This window comes from Burkholderia vietnamiensis LMG 10929 (assembly GCF_000959445.1).
GTDB lineage: Bacteria > Pseudomonadota > Gammaproteobacteria > Burkholderiales > Burkholderiaceae > Burkholderia > Burkholderia vietnamiensis.
Genome location: NZ_CP009631.1, coordinates 884345 through 901142 on the forward strand (window position 1 = coordinate 884345; position 16798 = coordinate 901142).

The window sequence follows — 16798 nt, forward strand, 5'->3', positions numbered from 1 at the left end:
GCGATGCGCGGAGGCGAAATTGCGCGGCTGACGACCTCTTTAGCCGCATTTGTAGTGAACCGCCGGGTCGCTCGTACTTCGCGCCCCGGCCGGTTCGCGCGCCCGCAATCGAGTCAGCAAATCGGCGCGCTTCCGACCTGCCGCCAGTGGCGGCAGTCGGCAGAGTATAGCGGAATTCGCCGGCCCACGGATTGCGTGGGCCGGCGACGGCCGGCTCGGCTCACCAGCGATACTTCGCCGACAGTTGCCCGCGAACCAGCGCGTAGTCGGACAGATTGCCTTCGACGCCGACACTCGCCGAGACCGAGAAGCGCCGGCTCAACTGGCCGGTCGCGCCGATCCGGATCGCCGCCCGATCGCGCGGGACGTTGAACGAGAACGCATTGCCGTCGAGCGTCAACGCACGCGAGCCGGGGCCGTGCCACCAGTTCGCCTCGAAGAACGGCCGCAGCTCGCGTCCCGCGGCGATCGCGGTGACGCCGTGCACGCGCACGCCGACGCGGGTCAGCAGGTCGGTCGAGCGTTGGCCGTCGATGCGGCCGCCGGGCGTCGCATGTGCGTCCGCGCCGTAGTCCGAGACGACCAGCTGCACCTCGGGCTCGACGAAGAAGCGCGAGTCGCCGCGCTCGTAGAACGGCAGCGAATAGCCGGCTTCGAGCGAGCCCGTGACGGTGCGCGACCGGTACGAATCGGCGGCGAGGCTGCCGCCGACGCTGTTCGCATAGGCGCCGTACATGAACCACGCATCGGCGTACGGCCCGGACAGGATGTCGCGGCTGCCGTACCACGTGCCGTACACGCCGACGTTGTAGCCGGACACGCTGCCGCGCGCGGTCGCGTCCCTCGTCCGGCGCTCGAGGGCGTTCCACAGCGGGCGCGTCGACCAGTTCGTCTGGCTGCTGTACATGCCCATCGCGCCGACCCGGACGCTGCCGCCGCGACCGTCGTCGAAGCGCAGCAGGTCGGCGCCCGCGTGCAGCAGGCGGCCGTTGCCCGACACGCTGCGGCCGCCGCCCGACATCGAGGTCATCTGGCCTTCGGCGCGCAGCCACACTGCGCCGTCGAGCGGGCCGGCGGCTGCGGTGCGCAGCGAGCGATCGTCGCGCTGATGCAGCGTGTGGACCGCCATCCACGACGCCGCATCCGCATTCGCGAGATAGGCGTCGGGCTCCGGAGCGGTCGAGTGCGCAGGTGGTACGGCTTCGGGTTCGATCGGCGCGGCGGGGGTCACCGGGGCCGGCGGTTGCGATGGTGGCGGCGGTTGCTGCGGCTCGGGTTCCGGCTGCGCTTGGGGCTGCGCCGCGGATACGAGATACCAGTCGTCGGTCCGGCCGCCGCGGCCGCCGCGCTCGAGCATGTAGTCGTAGCCGCCAGCGGACAACGTGCCGAAGCCTGCGCGGTAGCCGTCCGATCCTGCATCGAGCGTGAATGCCGACACGTCGGTGGTGCCGCCGTTGCGCGTTTCGACGATCGGGATGCCGACGGTCGTTTGCGCACCGGTGCCGCCCGCGCGCTTGACGACGATGCCGGTGTCGCCCGCTGCATGGCCGCCGTCGATCACGAGGCGGTCGGTCGGAGATGCGTCGTCCTGCAGCGTCGTATGGATCACCAGCTTGCCGTTGTGCGCCGCGTAGTCGCCCGTCACGACGAGCGTACGCGGTGTCGCCAATGCGCGGGCGGTCGGCTCTGCGAACGCGATCGTCGAGTCGTTCAGCGCGACGGAGCCGACCGACGAATCCGCGGTGACGGTCCAGCGGCTGTCCGAGTCGAGCGACAGCGTGCGCACCGCATCGGTCGCGCCGGTCCACGTGGACGCGTTCGACAGCGCGACGTCCGTCAATGCCGGCGTCGGGCTGCCGTCGTCGGCCGGATGGTTCACGATGTCGCCGTACGCATGCGAGCCGGTGTCGAGCGTCAGCCGCACGGGCGCATCGTATTGCGCATGGACGGCCAGCAGCGTGCCGTCGCCGCCGGTCGCGCGCGCGCCGTTGCGCAGCGCGATGCTGCCGCCGGCCGCGTCGAGCGCGCCGTATCGGTCGCTGACGAGCGAGCCGCCATCGACGTTCAGCGCGCCGCCGTAGACGCTGGCCGCATAAGCGCCGTCGCCGCGCGTGCGTGCGTCGCTGCGCAACAGGTCGATTCGGCCGCCGGTGCTGGCGTGGAGCGCGACGGCGCCGTCGCCGTACGTGTCGACGCTCATGTCGGTGGCGGTGACGACGGAGCCGCTGTCGGACGACATCGCACCGGGCGAGCCTGCGCCGCGCGTGTCGATGCCGCCGCGCGTCATCGCGATCTTGCCGCCGCGCCGCGCAATCGCGCCGGCCGCGCGCTCGCCGGTGGTCGTCACGCGCGTATCGGTCGCGTCGATGACGGGCGTGTCGGCGTATTCCTTCGATGCGTACAGCCCGTGCGCGCTGGTGCCTTCCGTGATCACGCGCGTGCGTGCGAGTGCGACGTCGCCCGCGCGCATATCGACGCCGAGCGAGCCTACGCCGCTGGCGTGCAGATACGAGTCGCTGAACGCGACCGTGGACGTGCTCGGCAGGAACAGCACCGGCGCGTAGTTGCCGTCCGTCCGGATCTCGGTGCGATCGAGCGTCGCGTGTGCGCCGTCGTAGCTGATCGACAGGCCGGAGGCGTACAGGCCGCTGGTCCGGATCGACGTAGTGGCGACATCGATCGTGCCGCCCGGCGTCCCGATCACGTTGATGCCGGCGCTTTCCTTGCCGCGCGTGACGATTGCGCTGTCCGCGATGCGGAACTCGCCGTTCGCGCCGTAGAGGTATGCACCGTGCGCGTAGTCGCCGTCGGTATCGATCGACACGCGTTCCGCCGACGCGCTCGCGCCGCCGCGCACGTCGATGCCGACGCTGTTGCCGCCGCGCGTGCGGATTTCCGTATCGCGCAGTTCCACGCGCGAGCCCGCTCCCGATGCGGCGGCGCCGGCGGCGACGGGGCCCGTCGAAAACGCGCGGGTTTTGGCCGTCGTCGTCAGATGTCCGCCGTTGATCGCGGACAGCACCGCGCGGCCGACCTGGGTCGTCGAATAGTCGCCCGGCGCGACCTCGAGCGCGACGCCGTTGGCCTGCTGCGGGCCGCCGGCGATTTGTGCACTGGACGCCCACGGCATCACGGCACCGGCGATCAGCGCCGAATGGGCGAGACGGCGGCCGGTGCGGGTTCGAGAAAGTGGAAAGCTGCGATGGTTCACCCGTTCACCTCTGTTTGGTAACGGGCTAAAAGTAGTTAGTATGGGAGAGATTGGAAATTGGACGAGTTCGAATTTTGCCGCGCTGACGGGCAAAAGGGGCGAGGTTGGCCATTCGGTGGATGGAGCGACCGGGGCGTTCGACGCGTGCTGCGTGCGTCGAACCGTCGATAGCCGTCGATGGCCGGCGACGATGCCGGTGAACGGCTCCGCATCGCGCAGGTTCGAGCGGATGCGCCCGGCGCATCGATCCGTCTATCGCCGGCGCGCGCCGGCATTGCCTACTGCAGAATCAGCCGCAGTTGCGCATCCGCATATTCGGTCGGCGATTTGCCGAAGCCGCTTTTCGCGTAGCGATGCCAGCGGCCGAGCACGTAGCTGACGATCAGGCTCGCGCGCATCGTCGGGTCGTAATCGCCCGGCAGCGGCGTCGTCGTGGTCGATCCACCGTCCGCGCCCGCGCCCGCGCCCGCGTCGGCGCGTGCCAGCCGCAGCGATTGCCTGAGCGACGCTTCGACTCGTTCGAGCATCTGCTCGACGCGCTCGGCCAGCCGCCCGTCTTCGCCGACCAGCGCTTCGCCGGTCAGCACGCGCGTCATTCCGGGGTTCTTCACCGCGAAATTGAGCAGCATCATCGCGATCGCGCGCGCCTGCAGCACGCCGTCGGGCTCTTTAGCGGAGATCTGATTGACGAGGCCGAAGAAGGTCGTCTCGATGAACTCGATCAGTCCTTCGTACATCTTCGCCTTGCTGGAGAAATGCCGGTACAGCGCGGCTTCCGACACGTCGAGGCGGGCGGCCAGCGCGGCCGTCGTGATTTTCTCCGGCTTCGGCGCCTCGAGCATCGCGGCGAGCGTCTGCAGGATCATCACGCGCCGCTCGCCCGGCTTCGGGCGCGGGCGGGACGGCGTGGCCTGGTGTTCCGTTACGGCAGGGTCCTGCGGATAAGTCGGCTGCATTTCTGTCGCCCCGATCGTGTGCCCAGTCGCAGCGATTTTAACGAACGAATGCGCTGGTCGACATAATGCGGACGGCCGGTGCTCGGCAGATGGCCGGGCAGGTGGCCGGTGATCCATACGGTACCGACGCCGAGGCGCTTGTAGCGCTTCAGATGGCTGCGCGTGTCTTCGACGAGGATCGCGTCGGCCAGCCGCGCATGCGCGGCCCGCATGGTCCGGCGCAGCATCGTGTGGTCGGGCTTCGCGCGCCACGCGCGGCGGTCGCGCATGTGCTCGATCGCGATCACGCGCTCGAACAGCCGCTCGATGCGCAGCGCGCGCAGCACCGCGCGCGCGTAGTTTTCCGGCGCGTTGGTCAGCACGAACTTGCGGCCCGGCAGCGCGGCGACGAGGCGTGCGAGGCCGCGCTCGGCGCGCAGCATCGCCGGCAGATCGGCAAACGTGTGGACGACCTTCAGGAAGTCGTGCGGGTCGATCGGATGATGGCGCGTGAGGCCGAGCAGCGCGGCGCCGTAGCGCTGCGTGTAGCCGGTGCGCAGGCGGTCGGCCTCGGCGCGCTCGACGTTCAGCGTGTCGATGATGTACTGCGTCATCGCGCGGTTGATCTCCGGGAAGATCGCATGCGATGCGTGGTGCAGCGTGTTGTCGAGGTCGAACAGCCAGACGGGCGCGCCGGCTTGCGGCCGGCTACGGGAGACGCGCCGGCGTCGCAGCGACGCCGGCAGTTCGACAGCGGGGGGCGGGCGGCGCGCGCTCAATGCGAGCGGATCATCGTGCCGAACGGCTGGTCGGTCAGGATTTCGAGCAGCACCGAGTGCTCGATGCGGCCGTCGACGATGTGCACCGACTTCACGCCGCTCTTCGCCGCGTCGAGCGCCGACGAAATCTTCGGCAGCATGCCGCCCGAGATCGTGCCGTCTTCGAACAGCGCGTCGATCTCGCGCGCCGACAGGTCGGTCAGCAGGTTGCCGTCCTTGTCCATCACGCCGGGAATGTTGGTCATCATCAGCAGCTTCTCGGCGTTCAGCACCGTGGCTAGCTTGCCGGCGACGAGGTCGGCGTTGATGTTGTACGACAGGCCGTCTTCGCCGAAGCCGATCGGCGAGATCACCGGAATGAACGCGTCGTCCTGCAGCGCCTTCACGACCGCCGGGTTGATCGCCTCGACTTCGCCGACCTGGCCGATGTCGATGTACTGGCCCGGATTGTCGCGGTCCGGCATCAGCAGCTTGCGCGCGTGGATCAGGCCGCCGTCCTTGCCCGTCAGGCCCACCGCATGGCCGCCGAAGTGGTTGATCAGCATCACGATGTCCTGCTGCACTTCGCCGCCCAGCACCCATTCGACGACTTCCATCGTCTCTTCGTCGGTCACGCGCATGCCCTGGATGAAGGTGCCGGCCTTGCCGATCTTCTTCAGCGCATGATCGATCTGCGGGCCGCCGCCGTGGACGATCACCGGATTGATGCCGACCAGTTTCAGCAGGATCACGTCGCGCGCGAAGCCTTGCTTGAGCCGCTCTTCCGTCATCGCGTTGCCGCCGTATTTGATCACCACGGTCTTGCCGTGGTAGCGGCGGATGTACGGCAGCGCTTCGGCAAGGATTTCTGCCTTCAGCGTGGGGGCGATCTGCGAGAGGTCGATGGGCTCGGACATGGCGGCAGCTCTGGCTGGGAACGGTTGAAACAGGCCGAATTGTACAGGAGTGGCGCAGCGCAGCATCGGGTTTTTGGGCCGGCCGGACGGCCGATGAAACGCGCCGGGCGGCCCGCCGGCCATGGCGCCGCGCATGGCCGGGGCGATCCGCGCGCGGTGTCGCGCGACGCATCCGGCACGATGCGCCGCGCCCGTTGGCCGGATGGCCGACGTGCAAAATCCGGGCGCCGCGCTATGCTTGTCCGGTAGGGCGACGTTCGTGCCCGCTTCTGCGCTCCGCCGATGACCGATACTGCCGCCGACGTCCGTTCGACCCCGCACCGCGCGCGCTGCCCGCAGTGCGGGCGCAGCTTCGACTGCGGCGCCGGCACGCAGCCGTTCGAGTGCTGGTGCACGGCGATGCCGGCCGTGCCGGGCGCCGCGCCACCGGCGGCCGGTGCGCAGTGCCGCTGCCCCGAGTGCCTCGCCGACGAGATCGCGAAGCGCGTCGCCGGTGCGGCCGGATGAGCGGGGGAGCGCGGTCGCGGCCCGTCGGGCAGCGCGGGCGCCGGCGCCGATCCGGCCCCTGGTGGAGCCGCCGCCCGCTAAACGGGTAAACTGCTCGGATGCAAAGAATCACCACCACCGGGCGCGTCAACCTCAGTCACCTGTTCTGGCTGCGCAATCTGGCGATCATCGGCCAGCTCGTGACGATCGGCGTCGTTCAGACCTATTTCGGCGTGCATCTGCCGTTGCCGGCGATGCTGATGGTCATCGCGCTCGAGATCGTCTTCAATGCGCTGACGTGGCTGCGCGTGCTGCGCGCGCGGCCCGAGACCAATTTCGAGCTGCTCGGCCAGCTATGGGTCGATCTCGGCGCGCTGTCGGCGCTGCTGTTCCTGTCTGGCGGCACGACCAATCCGTTCGTGTCGCTGTATCTGCCATCGCTGGCGATCGCGGCGGCCGTGCTGCCGTGGACGCTGATGGTCTGGCTCGCGGCGTTCGCGGTCGCGTGCTACGCGGCGCTCGGCTTCGACTCGGTGCCGCTGAACATGGACAACCCGGCGAACCTGTTCGACTACTACCGCACCGGGATGTGGGTGAACTTCATGGTGAGCGTCGGGCTGATCGCGTGGTTCGTCGCCCGGATGTCGAACGCGCTGCGCCAGCGCGACGCGGCGCTCGGCGAAGCGCAGACGCACCTGCTGCGCGACGAGCGCGCGGTCGCGCTCGGCGTGCAGGCCGCCACCGTCGCGCACGAGATGGGCACGCCGCTGTCGACCATCGCGATGCTGACCGAGGAGCTGCGCGACGCGGCGCGTGCCGACCCGGGGCTCGCGCGCTACGAGGCCGACCTGAAGGTGCTGGAAGAACAGATGACGCTCTGCACGTCGGCGCTCGCGCGGCTGCGCAGTCGGGCGAGCGCGCCGGCGAGCCGTCAGCCGGTCGACGACTGGCTCGACACGTTCGTCGAGCACTGGCGCCTGCGGCATCCGCACGTGCAGTTCGAGCTGCTCGGCGCGCGCCCGTCGGGCGTCGCGCTCGACGACACGGTCGCGGCCGGCCAGATCCTGACGATCCTGCTCGACAACGCGGCGCGGGCGAGCCCGCAGCGCGTGACGCTGGCCGCGAAGCTCACGCATCACGACCGCGTGGCCGACCAGATCGAATTCGAAGTATGCGACGATGGCCCCGGCATTCCTGCAGCGTTGCGGGAATCGCTCGGCTCGATGCCGGTCGACAGCACGCAAGGCGGCCACGGCGTCGGCCTGTATCTCGCGTTCAGCGCGGCGGCGCGTCTGGGCGGCGACATCGAGCTGTCCGACGTCACGCCGCGCGCCGCGGGCAACGGTCGCGCGGGCGGCGCCCATCCGCAGGCCGCTGCCGCGGCGGGCCAGCGCCTCGACGAGCGTGCGCTCGAACGCATGGCGGCGGCCGGCCGCGGCACGCGTGCCGTGCTGCGGCTGCCGGTCGCGCGCATCACGGCGCCGGCCGCCTCAAACCAACACGTAGACGGAGAAACGACATGAGCGAGAACAATTTCCTGGTGATCGACGACAACGAGGTGTTCGCGGGCACGCTCGCGCGCGGTCTCGAACGACGCGGCTATGCGGTCCAGCAGGCGCACGACAAGGACACGGCGCTGCGGCTCGCGGCCGGCGGCAAGTTCCAGTTCATCACCGTCGATCTGCATCTGGGCGAGGACTCGGGCCTGAGCCTGATCGCGCCGCTGTGCGACCTGCAACCCGATGCGCGAATCCTCGTGCTGACCGGCTACGCGAGCATCGCGACCGCCGTGCAGGCAGTGAAGGAGGGCGCCGACAACTATCTGGCGAAACCCGCGAACGTCGAGTCGATCCTCGCCGCGCTGCAGACCAACGCGAGCGAAGTGCAGGCCGACGAGGCGCTGGAGAATCCGGTCGTGCTGTCGGTCGACCGGCTCGAATGGGAGCACATCCAGCGCGTGCTCGCGGAGAACAACAACAACATCTCGGCCACCGCGCGCGCGCTGAACATGCATCGCCGCACGCTGCAGCGCAAGCTCGCGAAGAAGCCGGTGCGGCAGTAAGCCGCGGGGCACAGGTCGCGAGGCATCGGCCGCCAAGCACCTGCCGCTAGGCACCGGCCCCCCGGCCCCAAACGAAAACGGGCGGCCCATCGGGCCGCCCGTTTTCAAGTCGCTGCCGCCCCGCGCGTTACAGCACGTAGCGCGACAGGTCCTCGTCCTGCGACACTTCGCCGAGCGCGCGGTCGACATACTGCGCGTCGATCGTCACGCGCTCGCCGGCGTGGTTGCCGGCCGAGAACGACACTTCCTCGAGCAGCTTCTCGATCACCGTGTACAGCCGGCGCGCGCCGATGTTCTCGGTCTTCTCGTTGACCGCGTACGCGATCTCGGCGAGGCGGCGAATGCCGTCCGCGGCGAAGTCGAGCTGCACGTCCTCGGTGGCGAGCAGCGCCTGGTATTGCTTGACGAGGCTCGCGTCGGTCGCGACGAGGATCGATTCGAAATCCTCGACCGACAGCGAATCGAGCTCGACGCGGATCGGGAAGCGGCCCTGCAGCTCCGGAATCAGGTCGCTCGGCTTCGCGAGGTGGAACGCGCCGCTCGCGATGAACAGGATGTGATCGGTCTTCACCATCCCGTACTTCGTGTTGACGGTCGTGCCTTCGACGAGCGGCAGCAGGTCGCGCTGCACGCCCTGGCGCGACACTTCGCCGCCGCTGCCTTCGTTGTTGCGCGACGTGATCTTGTCGATCTCGTCGAGGAACACGATGCCGTTCTGCTCGACGTTCTGCACGGCCTTCGTCTTCACTTCCTCGTCGTTGAGCATCTTCGCCGCTTCCTCGTCGGTCAGCAGCTTCAGCGCTTCCTGGATCTTCACCTTGCGGCGCTGCTTCTTGCCGCTGCCGAGGTTCGAGAACATCGAGCGGATCTGCTCGGTCATCTCTTCCATGCCCGGCGGCGCCATGATGTCCATGCCGGCCGACGGCTGCTCCAGGTCGAGCTCGATTTCCTTGTCGTCGAGCTGGCCTTCGCGCAGACGCTTGCGGAACGTCTGGCGCGTCGCGTTGTTGTCGTCGTTCGCGTGGTCGGCGTTGCCGCCGAAGCCCACCGCGCGCGGTTGCGGCAGCAGGATGTCGAGGATGCGGTCTTCCGCCTGGTCGGTCGCCTTGCTGCGCACCTTGCGCATCTCGGACTCGCGCGTCTGCTTGACCGAGATCTCGATCAGGTCGCGCACGATACTGTCGACGTCGCGGCCGACGTAGCCGACTTCGGTGAACTTGGTCGCTTCGATCTTGATGAACGGCGCATCGGCGAGCTTCGCGAGGCGGCGCGCGATTTCGGTCTTGCCGACGCCCGTCGGCCCGATCATCAGGATGTTCTTCGGCGTGATTTCCTGGCGCAGCGGCTCGGTGACCTGCTGACGCCGCCAGCGGTTGCGCAGCGCGACCGCGACGGCCTTCTTCGCCTTCGACTGGCCGATGATGTGCTTGTCGAGTTCCGAGACGATCTCGGCAGGGGTCATGGTGCTCATGGGGCGGTCCTTACTCGATCGTTTCGATGATGCGGTTGTGGTTCGTGTAGATGCACATGTCGCCGGCGATCTCGAGCGACTTCTCGACGATCTCGCGCGGCGACATGTCGGTATTCTCGGCCAGCGCGCGGGCCGCGGCCTGCGCGTAGGCGCCGCCCGAGCCGATCGCGCAGATGCCGCCTTCCGGGTCGAGCACGTCGCCGTTGCCGGTGATGACGAGCGTGGTGGTCGCATCGGCCGTGATCAGCATCGCCTCGAGGCGGCGCAGCATCCGGTCGGTGCGCCAGTCCTTCGCGAGCTCGACGGCCGCGCGGGTCAGGTTGCCCTGGTGCTTCTCGAGCTTCGCCTCGAAGCGATCGAGCAGCGAGAACGCATCGGCGGTGCCGCCTGCGAATCCGACCAGAACCTGGTTGTTGTAGATCCGCCGCACTTTCCGCGCGCCACCCTTCATGACGATGTTGCCGAGGGTTACCTGGCCGTCGCCGCCGAGCGCGACCTTGTCGCCGCGCCGGACCGAAACGATGGTCGTGCCGTGAAATTGCTCCATCTGCGTTCCTTGAGAAAAACGGGGAAGAGTCGGGCGGCGCGGGACGCGCCGCCGCATGAATCGCAGTGCGCCGGGAGCGGCCCGGCGCGCGTCCGATTCATTTTAGGGCGCGCGCCGGGATATCAAGAGGGGACGCAAATCGCCGGCAGCCGGGAACCGGTGCCGGAAAACAAAAAGCGCGCGGCAGGCCGCGCGCTTCCGGGAAGCAGCGTGTGGGGGCGGAACGCCGCGGATCAGTCGCCGAACAGCTTCTGGCGCAGCTCGCGGCGCTCTTGCGCCTCGAGCGACAGCGTCGCGGTCGGGCGCGCGAGCAGGCGCGGGATGCCGATCGGTTCGCCGGTTTCCTCGCACCAGCCGTAATCGCCGGAATCGATGCGGGCGAGCGACTGCTGAACCTTCTTGAGGAGCTTGCGTTCGCGATCGCGCGTGCGCAGCTCGAGCGCGTGCTCTTCCTCGATCGTCGCGCGATCGGCGGGATCGGGCACGATCACCGTCTCGCGCAGGTTCTCGGTCGTCTGGCCAGCGTTCTTGAGGATGTCCGCCTGCAACTGTTCGAGCCGATTTTTGAAGAAGGCGAGCTGATCCTCATTCATGTAATCCTTGTCGCTCATCTTCAGGATTTCGGCTTCGGTCAAGAGTTTCTTCGTCATCTGCTTGCTTCTTCAATGTGCGGCAAATCCGGAGATATTGCCTGCACTTTGGGATTACCCGCAACTGCGCTAGCAATCATTTGCGATTAGCCGCCGCGGGGCCGAAAGCCTCTGGAAAACCGGTTCTCAAATACCAGGACGGGCCTGGCGCGGATCTGCGCGCGGCGAACCGGTGTGCTGCGCGGTAGATCGCATCGGCCGCAGCCGGTGGCGGATGGGCGATCCGGCGCGGTTGCGATGCCCGGGTAATGGTTCTGCAAGAACCGGGCCTGTTATTGCCGTACTCCAGCGGGCACGTATTGTAACTGAATCGCAAGCGGCCGCCGTATCGGGTCGATCCCCGTCGGCCGCGCCAATATCTAGAAAATATAACGCGCAAATCGCGAAAAAGCGATGACGGCGAAACCCTGCCCGGCAAAGGCGCGCCGCCAGCGTCACGGCCGCCCGCCGGGCGGCCTGCGAGTTCACGCGAGACAGGCGTCGAGGCCGTCGGTGATCAGGTCCTGCGGCAAGTCGACGCCGATGAACACCATCTTGTTGGTCTTCTTCTCGGCCGGCAGCCACTTCGCCGCCAGGTCGCTGCCCATCATCTGGTGCACGCCCTGGAACACGACCTTGCGATCGACGCCCTTCATGTACAGCACGCCCTTGTAGCGCAGCATCCGCTCGCCGTAGATCTGCAGGATGCCGCCGAGGAAATCCTCGAGCTTGTTCGGATCGAACGGGCGGTCGTTGCGGTACACGAACGACTTGATCTTGTCGTCGTGGTGCGCGTGGTGGTGGTGACCGTGGCCGTGATCGTGCGTGCATTCGCCATGATCGTGGTCGCAATGCGCGTGATCGTGATCATGGTCATGATCGTGGTGATGGTGCGCGTGGTCGTCTTCCGCGAGGAAATCCGGATCGATCTCGAGCTTCGCGTTCAGGTTGAAGCCGCGCAGGTCGAAGATTTCCTTGATGTCGGCTTCGCCGAAGTTCACGACCTTGACGGTCGCCTTCGGGTTCATGTGCAGCAGGCGGTGCTTGAGCGCCGCGACGGTTTCGTCGTCGACCAGATCCGACTTCGTGATGAACAGGCGATCGGCGAAGCCGACCTGGCGCTGCACCACCTCGTGTTCGTCCAGCTGCGCGTTCGCATGCTTCGCGTCGACCAGCGTGATGATCGCGTCGAGCAGGAAGTCGTCGGCGATCTCGCTGTCGATGAAGAACGTCTGCGCGACCGGGCCCGGGTTCGCGAGGCCGGTCGTCTCGATCACGATGCGATCGAAGTCGAGCTTGCCGTCGCGCTTCTTCGCGGCCAGATCGCCGAGCGCGCGCGCGAGGTCGCCGCGGATCGTGCAGCAGATGCAGCCGTTGCTCATCTGGATGATCTGCTCGTTGGTGTCCTGAACGAGGATCTCGTTGTCGATGTTCTCTTCGCCGAATTCGTTCTCGATCACGGCGATCTTCATGCCGTGTTGTTCGTTCAGGATGCGCTTGAGCAGCGTCGTCTTGCCGCTGCCGAGGAAGCCGGTGAGGATGGTGACGGGAGTGGCCATGTCGATCGCCTGTGGTTCGTGAATCGGGGTCAAAACCAGGATGGGTACGTCGCGCCGCGAGCCGGCTGGGCCGGGCGCACAACCATCCATTGAAACATACCTGTCAAGCCTTCGCCCGTCGTCCGGACGACGGGTTGCAGCGCGCGTCGGCCGGCGCCCGACGCGCGGCCGGCGACGAGTGGGCGGATAGATCGGGGCGATCAGACGATTTGCAACAGCAGCCCCTTCAGATATTCGCCTTCCGGGAACGCGGCGAGCAGCGGATGATCGACGCCCGCGCCGAGGCGCTTCAGGATCCGCGCGTCGACCTTCGCGTCGGCCGCGGCGCCCGCGACGATCTTCTGGAACAGCTCCGCGTCGATCGCGCCCGAGCACGAATACGTGAACAGCAGGCCGCCCGGACGCAGCAGCTTGAAGCCGCTCAGGTTGATGTCCTTGTACGCGCGCGCGGCGCGCTCGACGCTGTCGCGGTTCGGCGCGAACTTCGGCGGATCGAGCACGATCAGGTCGAACCGCTCGCCTTCGTCGACGAGCCGGCGCAGCGTCTTGAATGCGTCCGCGTCGAGCCAGCTCGCGCGCGCGGCGTCGAAGCCGTTCGCCGCCACGTTCTGCTGCGCGAGCGCGAGCGCGTCGCCCGACGAATCGATCGACACGACCCGTTGCGCGCCACCCTTGAGCGCCGCCAGCGAGAAGCCGCCGGTGTAGCAGAAGCAGTTGAGCACGTCGCGGCCGGCCGCGTATTGCGCGACGAGCGCGCGGTTGTCGCGCTGGTCGACGTAGAAGCCCGTCTTGTGGCCGTGCGGCACGTCGACGTGATAGCGCACGCCGTTCTCGTCGACGATCAGCGTCGCGGGCGGCGCGTCGCCCGCGAGCACGCCGGTGGTCTGCGCGAGCCCTTCCTTGTCGCGGATCGACACGTCGGAGCGCTCGTACACGTTCGGGCAGCCGGTCGCGCCGATCAGCGCCTTCACGATCGCGTCCTTCCACGCTTCGACGCCCGCGGCCATGAACTGGCACACGAGCTGGCCGCGCGGCGCGGCGTCAGGTTCGGCGCCCGGTTCGGCGGTATCGGCGACGTAGTAGTCGACGATCAGCCCCGGCAAGCCGTCGGCTTCGCCGAACACGAGGCGCACCGCGCCCGTGTCCGACACCATCGCGTTGCGGTGCGCGACCGCGCGCTGCACGCGGCGCTTGAAGAACGCGTGGTCGATCGGCTCGGTCTCGTCGAAGCTCCACACGCGCACGCGGATCTGCGACTGCGGGCTGTACGCGCCGCGCGCGAGGAAGCGGCCGTCGTGTGCGCGCACGACCACGGTGGCGCCCGGCGCGGGCTGGCCGTCGACGCGGTCGATCGCATTCGCGTAGATCCACGGATGCCGGCGTTGCAGCGATTTGTCCTTGGACGGTTTGAGGGTGACGGTGTGCATGATGGAGTCTGAATGAGTCGTGCGGCGGCGGCCGTTGGCGGCCGCGCGCGGGGCGCATCGAACGGTACGCGCGTCAGTCGCGCTTCTTCGCGCGCGGATGCGCGCTGTCGTAAATCTTCGCGAGATGCTGGAAGTCGAGCGACGTGTAGATCTGCGTGGCCGCGACGCTCGCGTGGCCCAGCAGCTCCTGCACCGCGCGCAGGTCGCCGCTCGATTGCAGCACGTGCGTCGCGAACGAGTGGCGCAGCACGTGCGGATGCACGTTGGCCGGGATGCCGGCGGAGAGCGCCGCGCGCTTCACGCGCTCGCGCACGACGCCCGGCGCCATCCGGTTGCCGCGCACCGACAGGAACAGCGGATGCGGATCGTGCTTCACGAATTCGCCGCGCACCGCGAGCCATGCGTTGAGCGCGGCGATCGCCTTGCGGCCGACCGGCACCTTGCGCTCCTTGTTGCCCTTGCCGCGCACCGTGACTTCCGCTTCGGCGAGATCGAGCCAGCCGGCCGAGCGGTAGCCGTCCGCCTGCGTGTACATGGCGTCGAGCCCGACCAGTTCGGCGAGGCGCAGCCCCGACGAATAGAACAGCTCGAGGATCGCGTGATCGCGGATGCCTTCGGTCGTGTCGGGCAGCGGCGCGTCCATCAGCGCCGATGCGTCGTCGACCGACAGAGCCTTCGGCAGCGTCTTCGGGCGCTTCGGCGCGCGCACCGCGGCCACCGGGTTGGCGGGCATCTCGATGCGCAGCGCGAGCCATCGGTAGAACGCGCGCCACGCGGAAAGCCGGTGCGAGATCGAGCGCGCCGACAGCCCGCCCGCGTGTGCGCGCGCGACCGCGCCGCGCACGTCGGTGGCCGTCAGCGTTTCCAGCGGGCGGCCGGCCGCGAGCTTCTTCAGTTCGTCGAGCTCGTGCGTGTATCCGCGCAGCGTGTGCTCCGACAGCTGCCTGACGTGTTTCAGGTTCGACAGGTAGGCGGCGATCGGATCGTCGAGCATGGGCGCGGTGTCAGTGCGGCAGCAGGCGCGTGAGCGCGGCGCTCGCGAGCGTCGCGATCTGCGCGAGGAAGTCGGTGGCCATGCCGTCGTGGAAGCGGCGCGGATCGGGCGAGCCGAGCACGAGCAGCCCGAACGCGGGCGCATCGACGCCGGCGAGCGGCGCACGCAGCGCGAGCAGCGCGACCGACTTGGGCGAACCGTCGCCGGCCGGCGCGGTTTCGGCGGTGTCGGCCGAGGCCGCGGCGTTGGCGGCCGGCGCCGCGACGGCCGGTGCGAGCCACTGGGCCGCTTCGAAACCGGTGTTCGCGCCGCAGTACGGCGTCGCCAGCCCGTTCGTGAACAGGCGCACTTCCTCGCCGACCTGGCGCGCGAAATCGGCTTGCGCGTAGGTGTCGGCGACGTCCCAGACGCGCAGCGCCGTTTGCGGCACGTCGAACACGTCGGCGATGCCGTCGGCGATCGTGCGCGGCAGCGCGTACGGGTCACGTTCGGCGATGACGCGGGCGGTCCAGCGGCTGAACTTCGCGGACAGGCTGTCGTTCTCGTGGCCGTAGCGCACCAGCTCGGCGAGCCGGCGCTCGAGATGCTTGTTCTTGTCGCGCAGCATTTCCATCTGCCGCTCCTGCAGCGAGATCGCGGCCTTGCCGTGCGGGTTGGCGAGACGGATCGTCGCGAGCAGTTCCGCGTGTTGCGCGAAGAATTCGGGATTGGCGAGCAGGTAGTCGGCGACGTCGCGTTCGTTCATGTGGCAGGAGCGTTCAGTGGTTCAGGACGTTGAAGGGTCAGACGTTCAGCTCGATCTCGCCTTCGAACACGGTCGTGGCCGGGCCGGCCATCGTCAGCGCGGCGCGTTCGTCGTGCGCGCCGTCCCAGCTGATCGTCAGCGTGCCGCCGTGCGTGTGGACGGTGACCGGCGTGTCGAGCAGGCCGCGCCGGATGCCGGCCGCGACCGCCGCGCACGCGCCGGTGCCGCAGGCGAGCGTCTCGCCCGCGCCGCGCTCGTAGACGCGCAGCTTCACCTCGTGGCGCGACACGATCTGCATGAAGCCGGCATTCACGCGCTTCGGGAAGCGCGCGTGGCGCTCGATCAGCGGGCCTTCGGCGAGCACCGGATACGCTTCGGCGTCGTCGACGACCTGCACCGCATGCGGATTGCCCATCGAGACCGTCGACACCCAGCGCGTCGCGCCGCCGACGTCGAGCGGCCACAGCGTGTCGTTGCCGTCCGTGCGGCCGTCGAGGCCGCTGGCGTCGAACGGCACCTGGGCCGGCTCGAACACGGGCGCGCCCATGTCGACGACCACTTCGCCGTTGTCCTGCATCGTCAGCGTAATCAGGCCCTTCATCACCTGCACGCGCACGCTGCGCTTGTCGGTCAGGCCGCGATCGGTGACGAACTTCACGAAGCAGCGCGCGCCGTTGCCGCAGTGCTCGACCTCGCCGCCGTCGCAATTGAAGATCCGGTATTTGAAATCGGCGCCGTCGACGGTCGGTTTCTCGACGACCAGCAGCTGGTCGGCGCCGATGCCGAAGTGGCGGTCGGCGAGCGCGCGCACCTGCACGTCGGTGAGCGGGGGCAGCGTGTGCGAATAGCCGTCGAGCACGACGAAGTCGTTGCCCGCGCCGTGCATCTTGGTGAACGAGAGTTTCACTGGGTCCGGAATTCCATGGCGAACGAGGCGGCCGGCACGATCGACGTGGCGACGGTCGCCCGCGCGGGCAGCGTCGTTCGTCGTGCCGATCTCAGCCGTAAATGATACATGCAGCGGGCAGGGGCGTCCCGCGCTGGCCGGCGGCGCAGC

At 68.5% G+C, this 16798-nt stretch carries 15 protein-coding genes; 3 read left to right on the forward strand and 12 right to left on the reverse strand.

What is annotated here, in order from left to right; translation table 11 throughout:
* Nucleotides 1–220 precede the first annotated feature (220 nt).
* From AK36_RS14015 to argB, 4 genes are all read right to left on the reverse strand, one after another.
* Nucleotides 221–3211, reverse strand: a complete 2991-nt coding sequence (locus tag AK36_RS14015; RefSeq protein ID WP_045578688.1) for an autotransporter family protein — start codon at nt 3209–3211, stop codon at nt 221–223.
* A gap of 278 nt (nt 3212–3489) precedes the next feature.
* On the reverse strand, nt 3490–4167 hold the full coding sequence (gene slmA, locus AK36_RS14020; RefSeq protein WP_045578689.1) for a nucleoid occlusion factor SlmA: 678 nt from the start codon (nt 4165–4167) through the stop codon (nt 3490–3492).
* On the reverse strand, nt 4134–4925 hold the full coding sequence (locus AK36_RS14025) for a pyrimidine 5'-nucleotidase (RefSeq protein WP_011886332.1): 792 nt from the start codon (nt 4923–4925) through the stop codon (nt 4134–4136). The genes slmA and AK36_RS14025 overlap by 34 nt, the downstream gene beginning before the upstream one ends.
* Nucleotides 4922–5821 (reverse strand): acetylglutamate kinase, encoded by a 900-nt coding sequence (argB, locus tag AK36_RS14030; RefSeq protein WP_011886331.1) that lies wholly within the window; start codon nt 5819–5821, stop codon nt 4922–4924. The genes AK36_RS14025 and argB overlap by 4 nt, the downstream gene beginning before the upstream one ends.
* A gap of 282 nt (nt 5822–6103) precedes the next feature.
* Here argB and AK36_RS14035 point away from each other — a divergent pair, with 282 nt between their 5' ends.
* From AK36_RS14035 to AK36_RS14045, 3 genes are all read left to right on the forward strand, one after another.
* A complete protein-coding gene (locus tag AK36_RS14035; protein WP_045578690.1) occupies nt 6104–6328 on the forward strand; it encodes a cysteine-rich CWC family protein in 225 nt (74 codons plus the stop codon).
* A gap of 98 nt (nt 6329–6426) precedes the next feature.
* A complete protein-coding gene (locus AK36_RS14040) occupies nt 6427–7830 on the forward strand; it encodes an ATP-binding protein (RefSeq protein ID WP_034192463.1) in 1404 nt (467 codons plus the stop codon).
* Entirely contained in the window at nt 7827–8369 is a 543-nt protein-coding gene (locus tag AK36_RS14045) for a response regulator transcription factor (RefSeq protein ID WP_011886328.1), read from the forward strand. Before AK36_RS14040 ends, AK36_RS14045 begins: the two co-directional genes overlap by 4 nt.
* 127 nt (nt 8370–8496) lie before the next feature.
* On the opposite strand, the gene hslU is transcribed toward AK36_RS14045, so the two are convergent.
* The 8 genes from hslU to dapF form a co-directional block, all read right to left on the reverse strand.
* Nucleotides 8497–9840 (reverse strand): ATP-dependent protease ATPase subunit HslU, encoded by a 1344-nt coding sequence (hslU, locus tag AK36_RS14050; protein ID WP_011886327.1) that lies wholly within the window; start codon nt 9838–9840, stop codon nt 8497–8499.
* Between the two features lie 10 nt (nt 9841–9850).
* Nucleotides 9851–10387, reverse strand: coding sequence for an ATP-dependent protease subunit HslV (hslV, locus tag AK36_RS14055; RefSeq protein WP_011886326.1), 537 nt, complete (start codon nt 10385–10387; stop codon nt 9851–9853).
* Nucleotides 10388–10620: 233 nt separating this feature from the next.
* The gene (gene dksA / locus AK36_RS14060; protein WP_006477498.1) at nt 10621–11037 is read right to left on the reverse strand and encodes an RNA polymerase-binding protein DksA; all 417 of its coding nucleotides are present in this window, start codon (nt 11035–11037) and stop codon (nt 10621–10623) included.
* Nucleotides 11038–11501: 464 nt separating this feature from the next.
* Nucleotides 11502–12575 carry a CobW family GTP-binding protein gene (locus AK36_RS14065; RefSeq protein ID WP_011886325.1) on the reverse strand — a complete coding sequence of 358 codons (1074 nt, stop codon included), beginning with the start codon at nt 12573–12575 and terminating at the stop codon, nt 11502–11504.
* Nucleotides 12576–12775: 200 nt separating this feature from the next.
* Nucleotides 12776–14002, reverse strand: coding sequence for a class I SAM-dependent rRNA methyltransferase (locus AK36_RS14070; RefSeq protein ID WP_045578691.1), 1227 nt, complete (start codon nt 14000–14002; stop codon nt 12776–12778).
* Nucleotides 14003–14075: 73 nt separating this feature from the next.
* The gene (gene xerC, locus AK36_RS14075; protein ID WP_011886323.1) at nt 14076–14996 is read right to left on the reverse strand and encodes a tyrosine recombinase XerC; all 921 of its coding nucleotides are present in this window, start codon (nt 14994–14996) and stop codon (nt 14076–14078) included.
* 10 nt (nt 14997–15006) lie between these two features.
* Complete coding sequence (locus tag AK36_RS14080; protein WP_045578692.1) at nt 15007–15741, reverse strand: DUF484 family protein; 735 nt, start codon at nt 15739–15741, stop codon at nt 15007–15009.
* Between the two features lie 37 nt (nt 15742–15778).
* Nucleotides 15779–16648 (reverse strand): diaminopimelate epimerase, encoded by an 870-nt coding sequence (dapF, locus tag AK36_RS14085; protein WP_011886321.1) that lies wholly within the window; start codon nt 16646–16648, stop codon nt 15779–15781.
* Nucleotides 16649–16798: the final 150 nt, after the last annotated feature.